Origin of the sequence: Stenotrophomonas sp. GD04054, from assembly GCF_029836955.1 — a bacterium.
Taxonomy (GTDB): domain Bacteria; phylum Pseudomonadota; class Gammaproteobacteria; order Xanthomonadales; family Xanthomonadaceae; genus Stenotrophomonas; species Stenotrophomonas maltophilia_A.
Genome location: NZ_JAOECR010000037.1, coordinates 39,514 through 51,158 on the forward strand (window position 1 = coordinate 39,514; position 11,645 = coordinate 51,158).

13 protein-coding genes are annotated in these 11,645 nt (G+C 67.2%); 12 read left to right on the forward strand and 1 reads right to left on the reverse strand.

The genetic code is table 11. The annotated features are described in order from the left end of the window. The first annotated feature begins 50 nt into the window (after nt 1-50). The 11 genes from N7573_RS16005 to N7573_RS16055 all read left to right on the forward strand — a co-directional run bounded on the left by N7573_RS16005 (nt 51) and on the right by N7573_RS16055 (nt 10,144). Nucleotides 51-1,793: a GGDEF domain-containing protein gene (locus N7573_RS16005; protein WP_279912106.1), complete on the forward strand. Its 1,743-nt coding sequence runs from the start codon at nt 51-53 to the stop codon at nt 1,791-1,793. A 72-nt stretch (nt 1,794-1,865) separates the two neighbouring features. Next, nucleotides 1,866-2,303: a hypothetical protein gene (locus N7573_RS16010; RefSeq protein WP_279912105.1), complete on the forward strand. Its 438-nt coding sequence runs from the start codon at nt 1,866-1,868 to the stop codon at nt 2,301-2,303. A 14-nt stretch (nt 2,304-2,317) separates the two neighbouring features. Beyond that, nucleotides 2,318-2,821, forward strand: a complete 504-nt coding sequence (locus N7573_RS16015; protein ID WP_279912104.1) for a GNAT family N-acetyltransferase — start codon at nt 2,318-2,320, stop codon at nt 2,819-2,821. Between the two features lie 128 nt (nt 2,822-2,949). Next, nucleotides 2,950-3,531: a hypothetical protein gene (locus tag N7573_RS16020; protein ID WP_279912103.1), complete on the forward strand. Its 582-nt coding sequence runs from the start codon at nt 2,950-2,952 to the stop codon at nt 3,529-3,531. A gap of 182 nt (nt 3,532-3,713) precedes the next feature. Further along, nucleotides 3,714-4,181 (forward strand): DUF2975 domain-containing protein, encoded by a 468-nt coding sequence (locus N7573_RS16025; RefSeq protein WP_032127655.1) that lies wholly within the window; start codon nt 3,714-3,716, stop codon nt 4,179-4,181. Further along, the gene (locus N7573_RS16030; RefSeq protein ID WP_032127628.1) at nt 4,181-4,405 is read left to right on the forward strand and encodes a helix-turn-helix transcriptional regulator; all 225 of its coding nucleotides are present in this window, start codon (nt 4,181-4,183) and stop codon (nt 4,403-4,405) included. The genes N7573_RS16025 and N7573_RS16030 overlap by 1 nt, the downstream gene beginning before the upstream one ends. Before the next feature lie 43 nt (nt 4,406-4,448). Then, nucleotides 4,449-5,987, forward strand: coding sequence for a TerC family protein (locus N7573_RS16035; RefSeq protein WP_279912102.1), 1,539 nt, complete (start codon nt 4,449-4,451; stop codon nt 5,985-5,987). 133 nt (nt 5,988-6,120) lie between these two features. Further along, nucleotides 6,121-7,257 (forward strand): metallophosphoesterase, encoded by a 1,137-nt coding sequence (locus tag N7573_RS16040; protein ID WP_164079582.1) that lies wholly within the window; start codon nt 6,121-6,123, stop codon nt 7,255-7,257. 27 nt (nt 7,258-7,284) lie between these two features. Continuing rightward, nucleotides 7,285-7,695 (forward strand): hypothetical protein, encoded by a 411-nt coding sequence (locus N7573_RS16045; RefSeq protein WP_197655672.1) that lies wholly within the window; start codon nt 7,285-7,287, stop codon nt 7,693-7,695. 97 nt (nt 7,696-7,792) lie between these two features. Next, nucleotides 7,793-8,806, forward strand: coding sequence for a hypothetical protein (locus N7573_RS16050; protein ID WP_197655673.1), 1,014 nt, complete (start codon nt 7,793-7,795; stop codon nt 8,804-8,806). Nucleotides 8,807-8,884: 78 nt separating this feature from the next. Beyond that, a complete protein-coding gene (locus N7573_RS16055) occupies nt 8,885-10,144 on the forward strand; it encodes an MFS transporter (RefSeq protein ID WP_279912100.1) in 1,260 nt (419 codons plus the stop codon). 4 nt (nt 10,145-10,148) lie between these two features. Here the strand turns inward: N7573_RS16055 and N7573_RS16060 are convergent, their stop codons facing one another. Further along, a complete protein-coding gene (locus N7573_RS16060; RefSeq protein WP_279912099.1) occupies nt 10,149-11,096 on the reverse strand; it encodes a nucleoside hydrolase in 948 nt (315 codons plus the stop codon). Nucleotides 11,097-11,247: 151 nt separating this feature from the next. Here N7573_RS16060 and N7573_RS16065 point away from each other — a divergent pair, with 151 nt between their 5' ends. Beyond that, nucleotides 11,248-11,580, forward strand: a complete 333-nt coding sequence (locus N7573_RS16065; protein ID WP_279912098.1) for a hypothetical protein — start codon at nt 11,248-11,250, stop codon at nt 11,578-11,580. Nucleotides 11,581-11,645: the final 65 nt, after the last annotated feature.

The following is an 11,645-nucleotide window of genomic DNA, read 5'->3' on the forward strand; positions in this document are numbered from 1 at the left end:
CGCTGCCGGGACCGGCGGCTACAGTGATCCGCACTTCAGGGGAAATTTGCATGGCCGGCAAGGCATCGCCCATCGGACTGCGGACCTGGGTCTGGATCCTGGCGGGGTCGTTCGTGGTCTGTACGCTGCCGTTGATGGCCATCGCGCTGGTCCAGGGCACGCTGCGCTACAGCGCTGCCGAGGACAACCTGGTCAGCCTGCGCCAGCTGCGCCAGACCTTCGACCTGGCCAACCTGGTCTCGGCCGAACGCGGCCCGGCCAACAGCCTGCTCGGTGCCGACCCGGCCGATGCCAGCGAGCATGCGCGGCTTACGCTGCAGCTGGCGGTGGTGCGCAGGCGTGTGGACACCGCGCTGCAGCAGCTGGGTGCCGTGTTCACGGCTGATCCGGGCGTGGTGGATGAGCATGGGATGCTGGCAGACGCGCAACGTCGCCTGCAGTCGGCACGCGCGGGCGTGGACCGGGTGGCAGCGCAGCCGCGCGACGCACGACGCGTCGAAGACGTGGAGCGCGCGATCAGCGGCATGTTTGCCGTGGTCGACCGCCTGCACCTGCTGACCTCGGCACAGATCAACGTACTGGTCCGGGCCGACCGCGAAGCGGCGATTCCAGCCATGCAGGGGCAGGTGCTGATCGACCTGCGCGAGCACGGCGGGCGTCTGGCCTCCAACGTGATGGCGCCGGTGGCGGTACCCGGTGCCTGGCGCAACGAACAGGTGCGCGCGGCGCTGCAGACCGAGGGCCGCCTGCTGGAACTGTGGCGGCTGGCCGGCAGCCACGAATCGGTGTTCCGCAGTGATCCGACGCTGTCCTGGCATTGGGATATGGCGCGCCGGCAGTTCTTCGGCGAGTCACTGCCGATGATCGAACAGCTGATCGACGACGGACGGCGTGGCCTGCCGCCGCCGTGGACCGCTGCCGAGTTCACCACGCGCTACGTGCCGACCCTGCAGTCGCTTGAGGCGCTGCGTGACGGTTACCTGAGTGTGTCCATCGCCAGGTTCGAGCACACCCGCAACCGGGAGGCCACGCGGCTGGCGGTACTTCTGGCCACCGCGCTGGGAACCCTGGTGGTACTGGGTGTGGCGCTGCGTATCGCGCATCTGCAGATCCTGCGATCTCTGCTGCAGGCACAACGGCAGGTGATCCAGATTGCCTCCGAAGCGCCTGGGCCCGAGCAGCATGTCACCCATCCGCTGGCCGAGATGCAGCGCCTGTTCGATGCGATTGAAGTGCTGCGCGAGAAGTCGCGCGAACGCTCGGCGCTGACCAGCGAGCTGCGCCAGCTGGCCGGCACCGATGAGCTGACCGGACTGCTGAACCGTCGCGCGCTGGAGGAACTGGTGCAGCAGCGCCACGACGAGGGGCGGATGAGCGCAGTGGTGATCCTGCTGGACGTTGATCGCTTCAAATCGATCAATGATGGTCATGGCCACGATGCGGGTGATGAAGTGCTGGTACAGGTGGCGCAACTGCTGCAGCGCCATCTTCGCCGCAGCGACAGCATTTCCCGCTATGGTGGCGAGGAGTTCCTGGTGCTGCTGGCCGACGGTGACCTGGCCGCTGGCCGACAGCTGGCCGAATCGCTGCGGCTTGCGCTGCAGCAGCTGGACATCGTGGTGGCCGGCGGTACCGTGCTGCGGGTGACCGCCAGCTTCGGCGTGGCCCGCGGTGCTACCGACGCCTTGGGCTGGCGGACCCTGCTGCGTGCCGCCGATGCGGCCATGTACCAGGCCAAGGCGCAGGGCCGCGACCGCGTGCGGGTCGCCGGTGGTGGGCGCATTCCACGCTGAAACATCATGTTCATCGCTGGCGCACGCATGGCTGCTTAGACTGGACCTTCGACCATCTGGCAGGAGCGCATCATGACCGTTCGCCCCGTCGTTGCTGCAGCGCTGCTGGCCGGGATGCTGGCCGGCTGTACCTCCACTTCGTCGCAGACCGCTGCGGATGCGCCGCGCCACCCCTCGGTTGCCGCCGACCTGAGCCCTGTGCCGGCTTTCACCGGCGGCGGTGCGGGTTGGAGCATCGAGATCGCCTCCACCGGCCAGGGCAACCACGATGCCAGCCTCAGCGTTGACGGCCGTACCCACAAGGGCACGCTGCGCTATCCGGGGCAGCCGGCCGATGCACCGAGCTCGCTGATCGTGCTCAACGGCGAGCTTGGCCAGCAGCCCGCCATCGTCGAGATCAAGCGTGAGTCGTGCCGCACTGCCGAAGGTGTGGACACCCTGACCAGCGTGCAGGTGACGATGGAAGGGCAGCCACAGCGCCGCGGTTGTGGCCACCTGGCGGTGTACTGATCCTGTGCGCCGTCGTGCTTGAGATTCCAACCCTGCACACCGTGCGCCTGCGGCTGCGTCCACAGCAGCTGGATGACTTCGGCGTCTATGCCGCGTTCCTGGCCTCGCCGCGTGCGCGGGGCATGGGCGGGCCGTTCGGTGAGGTGGCGGCGTGGGGGCAGTTCTGCCATGACCTCGCCAGCTGGCATCTGTTCGGCCATGGCGCGTTGATGATCGAGCGTGCCGATACGGGAGCCTGCATCGGCCAGGTCGGGATCAATCATGGCCCGCTGTTTCCTGAAAAGGAGCTGGGCTGGTTGCTGTACGACGGCCATGAAGGGCAGGGCTTTGCCACTGAAGCGGCCGGTGCACTACGCGATTGGGCAGTCGTGGTGGCGCGGCTGCCGACGCTGGTCAGCTACATGGCGCCGGACAACCTGGCATCGCAGGCCGTCGCGCGGCGCCTGGGCGGGGCGCTGGATGCGAACGCCGTGCGCAGCGATGCGGATGATCTGGTCTACCGCTACAGCACCCGGTAGTGCCGGCCGCTGGCCGGCATCATCGGTGCACCCGGGGGCGTCATCTACGCATGTCAAGCCATGACCCGTTGCGCGGCACGCCTGGGCTTTGCCATCCTCCCTGCTGTTTTCCGTAGCGTGGAATCCCGATGCGTCCTGTGTTCTGGCTGGCTTTGGCCCTGCTGCCCACCCTGGCGGTGGCGCAACCCGCGCGTATTGCCAAGACCAAGGCTCCGGCGCAGGATCCCTTCAGCGAGCTGTTCGACACCGCCTGCATGCAGCACATCGGTGCCCCGGCACGGTTGCAGTCGCTGATGGAATCCAATGGGCTGTCGCCGTTGCAGCCCGCCGAAGCCGCGGCGCTGTTGCAGGGGCAATCGGGCGTGGCCTGGATGGTGCCTCTGGCCAGTGGCCGCTATGCGGTGAGCTGGGCTGACGATGGCACGTGTACGGTCTACGCCGAAAAGGCCGACGCGGCGGTCGTGCAGAAGGGATTCGCCCGGTTGGTGCAGGCCGCACCGAAGCCGTTGCAGGTGCGGTCGCTGCCAGGGCGTGGGCCGCTGTCGGCCGATCAGGTGGCCATCCAGTACGGCTGGGCCACGCCGGGGCAGGGCAAGCTGCAGGTGCGATTCCGCCTGGTCACACGGCAGGCGGCAGAAGCCGGCGTGCAGGCGATGGCCTCGGCGGCCCCGGGCGAAGCGATGCTGGCGCAGGGCGCGCCTGGGCCCTGAAGGGCCCACGCTCGCGATTCAGCCTTTCACGCGGCAAGTGGTATATCGTTTATCGATAAATTCACCCGGGGCGGCGAGGCCACCCCAATGCCGGAGGCCGCTTGACCGCTCGTCCCGCCCGCGCCAGACCCGCGCGAGGCTTGTTCACCCTGGCCCAGGCCGCCGTACAGGCGGTGCGGGCGATGTGCTGGCTGGGCATCCTGGCCGCACTGCTGGCCGTGCCGCTGGTCGCCCACGACCGCAGCTGGCTGCTCGACAGCATCCACGACGCTGATGCTGCTGCCGTGCATGGCAGCGACCTGTTCCTGCATTTCTGCCTGGGCCTGGGCGCGATCGTCGCGCTGCTGGTGCTGTGCCTGATGTTCCTGCGCCACCTGCTGCGGCTGTTGAAGTCGGCGGCGCGCGAGCGGCCGTTCACCCACGCCAATGCACAGCGCCTGCAGCGCATGGCCTGGCTGATGCTGTCGATGGAGGTGCTGTCGATCCTGATCGGCGCCTACGCCGCCTGGATGGGCCCGGACTTCACCTGGATGGAGGTGGGCGGCGGCATGTCGATCACCGGCCTGGTCGCGGTGCTGATGCTGTTCGTGCTGGCACGCGTGTTTGCCGTGGGTGCGGCAATGCGCGATGACCTCGACGGTGTCATCTGATGGCGATTGTCATCACCCTGGACCGCATGCTGCAGGAACGGGGCATGACCCTGTCCGAGCTGGCCGGGCGCATCGACATCACCCTGGCCAACCTGTCGATCCTCAAAACCGGCAAGGCGCGCGCCATCCGCTTTTCCACACTTGATGCGATCTGCCGTGAGCTGCAGTGCACGCCCGGTGACCTGCTCGGGCATGACCCGGCGCAGGCGCAGGAGGCTGACTGAGTGTTTCCCCTTTTCCCTTACCTACTGACGAAACGGACCTGAAATGGAATGGTTGGCTGACCCCTCGATATGGATGGGCCTTGCAACCCTGGTCGTGCTGGAGATCGTTCTCGGCATCGACAACCTGGTGTTCATCGCGATCCTGGCCGACAAACTGCCGCCGCACCAGCGTGACCGCGCGCGGGTGATCGGCCTGGCGCTGGCCCTGCTGATGCGGCTGGTGCTGCTGGCCGCGCTGGCATGGATCATGAAGTTGACCGAACCGCTGCTCACGCTGTTCGACCACAGCTTCTCCGGGCGTGACCTGATCCTGCTGGGCGGTGGTCTGTTCCTGCTGTTCAAGGGCACGATGGAACTGCACGAGCGACTGGAGGGCCGCCAGCATGAGGACAATGGCAAGAAGGTCTACGCCAGCTTCGCGATGGTGGTGGCTCAGATCGTGGTGCTCGACGCGGTGTTCTCGCTGGACTCGGTGATCACTGCGGTCGGCATGGTCGACAACCTGGGCGTGATGTACGCCGCGGTGACCATCGCGATGGCGCTGATGCTGGTGGCCAGCAAGCCGCTGACCCGCTTCGTGAACAAGCATCCCACGGTGGTGGTGCTGTGCCTGGGCTTCCTGTTGATGATCGGTTTCAGCCTGGTGGCCGAAGGCCTGGGCTACAAGATCCCGAAGGGTTATCTGTACGCGGCGATCGCCTTCTCGATCCTGGTTGAAGCCTTCAACCAGTGGGTGCGCTTCAATCGCGAGCGCAACGAGCGTCGCCAGCCGTTCCGCCAGCGTACCGCCGACGCCGTGCTGCGCATGCTGGGCGCGCGCCCGGCCAATGGCCACGACGACGAAAACGCTGACGAACACGTCGATGCCGAAGAGCGGTTGCAGCCGGCCGAGCACGAGATGATCCGCAGCGTGCTGGGCCTGGCTGATCGCCCGGTGTCAAGCGTGATGACCGTGCGTGCCGACGTGCAGTGGATCGACCTGGCACGTGGGCAGGAGGATGTGGTGGCACGCCTGGTGGCATCGCCGCACACCCGCCTGCTGGTGGGTGATGGCGACCTGGACAGCCTGCGCGGCGTGGTGCAGAGCCGCGACCTTCTGGCCGACCTGCTGCAGGGCAGGCCGCTGCAGCTGGAGGGCAACCTGCGCGAGCCGCAGTACGTGCTGTCCAGCGCCAGCGCACTGCAGGCGCTGGAACTGATCCGCCAGCACCCGGTGCCGTTGGCGGTGGCGGTGGACGAGTACGGCAGTGTGGAAGGCCTGGTGACCGCCAACGATCTGCTGGCGGCCATTGCCGGTGACCTGGTCGACACCCAGGACGAGCGCTATGGCGTGGAGGCGCAGGGCGAGAACCAGTGGGAGGCCGACGGTGCGCTGACCCTGGACGACCTGCAGCGCCTGGCCGGCGTGTCGCTGCCGCGCAGTGCCGACTACATGACCATCTCCGGTCTGGTGCTGGAGCGTCTGGGGCGCCTGCCGGACATCGGTGACACGGTGGAGATTGCGGATGTACGCATCACCGTACTGGCAATGGAGAGGCGTCGCATCGCCCGCCTGCGGGTGGAACGCATCGGGCTTTCGTAGAGTCGAGCCTGCTCGACTGGCCCTCTGTAGAGTCGAGCCATGCTCGACTGCCTCCTGAGCAGCCGGGTACGGGCTCGGCTCTACACAACACTGCCGGCAACCGTCACCATGGCGGGCCCGTTTTCCTTCCCGGATGGTTGCAGTGCTGAGTACGATCGGTTTGTTGATGGGCCTGTATGTGGCCTGGCGCCTGTTCTGGCCACTACGCATGCCCATCTGGATGAAGGTCGTGCTGTCGCTGCTGCTGGTGAGCGTTGCCGTGCAGCTGCGCATCGTCGCCATGTTCTGGGGCACGATGGCCTCGCCGGAAATCCCGAAGCTGGCCATCGCCTCGTTGGCCACGGGTTCGACTGCCGTACTGCTGCTGGCGCTGTTCCTGCTGGTGCTGGACGCGGGCCTGCTGGTGTCGCGCATCCTGCGCAGGCCACGTGCTGTATCGGCGTTGCGCGCGCCGAAGCTGCGCCCGGCGGCGGGTGTGCTGGCGCTGCTGGTCAGCGCCTATGGCGTCAGCCAGGGAATGGCGGTGCCCAAGCCCAGGCAGATCGAGGTGAGCATCGCCGGGTTGCCGGCCGGGTTCGACGGCTATCGCGTGCTGCAGCTGACCGACATCCATGCCAGCCGCCTGCTGACCGGCGACTGGGTGCGCAGGGTGGTGGAGGAGAGCAACGCACTGAAGCCGGACCTGATCGTGATCACTGGCGATCTGATCGACGGCAGTGTCGAGGCCCGTCGCGACGACGCGCGTCCGTTGGCCGACCTGCAGGCGCCGGATGGCGTCATTGCCATCACCGGCAATCACGAGTACTACGCGCAGTACCAGGACTGGATGCAGGCGTTCCGCGCGCTGCACATGCAGGTGCTGGAGAACAGTCATCTGCAGGTACGACGCGGTGACGCGGCGCTGACCATTGCCGGCGTCACCGACCCGGTGGCCGCACGCTACGGTCTGCCGCTGCCGGACCTGGAGGCCGCGCTGGCTGGCGCCGATCCGGGCGCGCCGGTGATCCTGCTCGACCATCGCCCGCGCAACGCACGCGAGGCTGCCGCGCGTGGGGTGAAGCTGCAGCTGTCCGGGCATACACATGGCGGCCAGATCATTGGCATGGACCAGCTGGTGAAGCGCGCCAATGGCGGTTATGTGTCGGGGCGTTACGAGGTGGATGGCATGACACTGTACGTTAGCAATGGTGCTGGCCTGTGGGCCGGTTTCCCGGCACGCATCGGCGTTCCTTCGGAGATCACCCTGATCACCCTGCGCCGCGCCCCGTGACCCCTGACAAACCACATGGAAGGAACCATGGCCCATCCCCGCGCACCCATGGAACGTCTGATCCGCGCCAATGCGGACGAGATCAATCGGCTGCGCCAAGCCATCCGCGAAGCCGCTGGCGCGCGCTGGCGTGGCCCGGAAGAAATGCAGCGGCACACAGCAGCCTGCGCGGAATACAACCAGCGCTATGAACAGCTTGCTTTCCCGGGTGGCTACGCCAATGCACTGAAGCAACTTGCCGAACGCGATCCAGATACGGTGGATGTCGTGCTGACCTTCCTTGAGGTGCGCCCGTACTTCTTCCGTTCCGGATATATGTGGAAGACGCTGCTGAAGCGTGTGCAGCGGGTGCCGATGGGCGCGAAGCAGCAGGCCCGGATGCAGAAGATCCTCGATGCCTACGCCGCTTACAGGGCGGTAAGCCAGCACACCGGGTAGCTCCACGCCATGCGTGGAGGTCGCGCAGCACCCAGCGTCCCAGCCGGCCCCGGATCGGCGATCATCTGCACTGGGTTCTGAAACCAGGAAACACGCAATGCAGGGAGCGCATCATTCAATCCGGCGTCCGCGCCACGTCGCGCTGCTGGTTGGTCTGCTCGCGCTGGCGGCATGCCAGCGCACAACGGATGCGCCGACCGGAGCACCCGCAGCGGGCACACCGCTTGCCGCCCCGGCCATGGCAGAAGACCTCTCTCCGCTGCTCGATGCGCTGCCGAGCTGCGTGCTGGACGGCTGGTACATCGACGTTCAGACCGATCGCCCGGCCCATCCCTGGCTGGCCGCGAATGCGCCGAAACCCTGCAAGGTGGACGAAGAGAATGAGATCGCCACGTTCTGCACGGGTGGGCAATGGAAAGGATTGCCGGTGGAAGAGGTGATCCTGCCGACGATGACGTTCGTCTCGTTCCGTGGGGCCAGGATTGCCTTGCCGTTGGAGAAGGCGCGTTCAATCGCCCGCCAGCACCTGGGGCAGGACTTCCCGGGTGGCGCGGCTTACGAAGCGGGCCGCGAACCGAAGCTGATGGCTGATCCTGAAGATGCGCAGCGCTCGTGGCTGCTGTGCAGCACGCCGGAGCCGGGAGATGACGCGGGCAGCCAGGCAGGCGTGAGCTATTCCGGCATGAACCTGCCCTACGACCACGACAGTTGCAGCTACCGCTACAGCCCGGTCGACTTCTGCGATGCGCGGCACCGGGCCGCCATTGAAGAAGCTCTCCAGCATCAGAAGCCCAATTTCAACCAGCACTATCTGCTGGTACAGGTCGATGATCGTCCCGAGTACTTCCAGCGCACGCTGGTGCTGGTCGACACCCGCACCGGACGCGCCACGCCATTGCCGATCGATGCCTTCACCGGCCCGGCGGGGAAGGGCGGAGACGCCGCCGGCTACGGGACCCTGGAAACGGGTGCGGACCAGCAGCAGTTCTGCCTTGATGGTGCGTTGCTGGTCTACCGCGTTTTCGAGGAAGGACGCTTCTGCTTCGGCTTTGACGGTGAGCGATTCACCGGCCATGAAACCCAATACATGCAGGCGACGGACAGCCGATGACCGGTATTTCACCCCGGCCATGACATCCTGCCCCGAACCTGCGCAACCGGGATCGAGGCTGTTGAAGGCGAACACGCAATGACTGCCGAGCGGCAGCGCTCGATGTGGGTGGCCGGCCTGTCCACGGTGGTGGAGTGGTACGACTTCACCTTGTACCTGTACTTCGCCACGGTGCTGTCGCGGGTGTTCTTCGGTGGTGGCGAGCAGGCGCTGCTGGTCACCCTGGCCGGCTTTGCGGTGTCCTACCTTATGCGCCCGCTGGGCGCACTGTGCTTCGGCCACCTGGGCGACCGCCTGGGCCGGCGCTGGATGCTGCTGGCATCGATGGCCTTGATGGCAGCGGCGATGCTGGCCACCGCGCTGCTGCCGACAGCGGCCACGGCGGGCACTACGGCGGGCGTGCTGCTGTTGGTGCTGCGCTGCGTGATGGCGTTCTCGGTAGGTGGTGAGTACACCGGCGTGGTGGCGTATCTACTGGAAAGCGCGCCGGTGCGGCGACGTGGCCTGGTGACCTCGCTGGCATCGGCGGCCAGTGAAGTGGGCGCGCTACTGGCGGTAGCGATCTCCGCGCTGACCGTGGCGCTGTTGCCCACCGCGCAGCTGGACAGCTGGGGCTGGCGCATTCCGTTCTTCTTCGGTGCCGCGCTGGCACTGGTGATCCTGGTCGCGCGCTCGGGCATGCACGAATCGCCGGAGTTCGAACGCCAGCGTCGCGAGGGCAGTATTCCGGCTACGCCGCTTCGCCACGTATTGCGTAACCACCCGCTGGCGGTAGCGCGCACGTTTGCGATTTCGGCGCTGGGATCGATCACTTATTACGTCGGCATCACCTATGTGCCGGCATTCCTGCATGCGCAGGGTCATGACGAAGGTGATGCACTGTGGCTGTCGACGATTGCGGCAGTGGCGGTCATTGCGATCACGCCGCTGTGCGGCGCATTGTCCGACCGCGTCGGACGACGGCCGATGCTGTTGGGCCTGACCGTGCTGGCGGCGCTGCTGCCACTGTCCCTGTTCGCGTGGATGGCACAGGCGACGGCGCTGGGCATCGCGCTGGCGGCGGTGCTGCTGGCCTGCGTGGCCGGTGGCGTGAGCGCGGTGGCAGCCCCGGCCACGGCCGAGCAGTTCCCCGGCGAGGGCCGGGTCAGCGGGCTGGCACTGGGGGTGACCATGGCCACCGCCTTCTTCGGCGGCGCAACACCCTGGCTGGCGCAATGGTGGGTGGAACGCAGCGGCTGGGCAGCGGCGCCGGGCGCGATGATCGCGCTGGTGGCGGTGCTGGTGCTGCCGGTGCTGTGGACCCTGCCCGAGACGGTCCCGGGCAGGGCCAGGCGCTAGCGGGTCAGACCTTCAGGGTCTGCTCGATGTCGGCCAGTACCGCGGCCGCATCCACGCCGATGGCAATCGACTGCACCACGTGGCCATCCCACACGCTGGGACCGAACGCCAGGCCTTCCGGCTTGGGAATGGTCATGCCGCGGGCGACACCGTCGGTGGCCACGCGCACGCTGGCGCGCTCGAACTGGAACAGCTCCGGGCGGGTCAGCGCGATGCACGCGCAGCAGTCGTGCACGACCATGCCCTTGTGGCCGGCCTGCAGGTAGAAGTCCACGTAGTCCTGCGACAGCGCACGGACCAGCTCGGCGTCGGCACCGCCGATGGCAGCCAGCGTGTCCAGGCCGTCACGGTCCATTTCCACGCGGGTGGTCACGTCCAGACCGATCGCAGTAACCGGCCAGCTGGCGGTGAACACCACGTCGGCCGCTTCGGCATCGCCCCAGATGTTGGCCTCGGCGGCCGGGGTGATGTTGCCGTTGACGTGGAAAGCGCCACCCATGATCACCACGCCGCGCACCAGGCCGGCGATGTCCGGGGCCTGCTGCAGGGCCAGGGCCAGGTTGGTCATGCGGCCGACCGCGACCAGGGTCACTTCGCCCGGATGTGCGCGGACCAGGTCGATGATCAGCTGGTGGGCCGGGCGCGCATCGGCGGCCACGTCCAGGTGGGCGGGCACCGGGTGGTTGCCCAGCCCGTTGTGGCCATGGATGTGCACCGGCCAGGCTTCCGGGGTGGCTTCCGGCTGCAGCGGGCCGCCGGCGCCGCGCGCGACCGGAGCGGCAAAGCCCCAGGCCTGCTTCAGGTACAGCGCATTGTGCGTGGTCGACTCCACCGAGGCATTGCCGAAGGTGGTGGTGACGCCGATCAGGTCGATCTGGGCGTGCTTGTGCAGGTACAGCAGGGCCAGGGCGTCGTCGACGCCCGGGTCGGTATCGAAAATGACTTTCAGCATGTTGTTGTTCTTCTTCTTCCGTGTGGTGCGGGGGGCGCCGGCGGCCACGGGGCAGGCCGGCGCGCCCTACATTGTCCCATCTTCATGACAGGCAGGGCCATTGCCGGGGTGGCAGGCCATAATGCCCCCAGTCCAGGCACGGAGTCGCCGAATGCTGATCGTTGCCCTTCTGCTGGTCCTGCTGGTGCTGGGCCTGAACGTGGTGGCCACCGTGGTGATCGTGCAGCGTGACGGCCTGACGGCGGGCGGCCGGACGGTGCAGTTGCTGCTGGTCTGGCTGCTGCCGCTGGTCGGCGCGATCCTGTGCATGGCGGTGGCCACGGCCGATGGCTCACCCGCGCGGAGCGATGGCAGTGGCGGTGGGCCCGCCGATTTCTCCGGCGGCTATTCCGGGGACAGCCACAGTCATCACAGCTACAGCAGCTCCGACTGTGGAAGCGACGGCGGCAGCAGTGACGGTGGTGCTGGCAGCTGCAGCGATTGAGGTCTCTGTAGAGTCGAGCCATGCTCGACTGCACTTCGCTCCAACGCCGCGGCGCCTGATCGAAA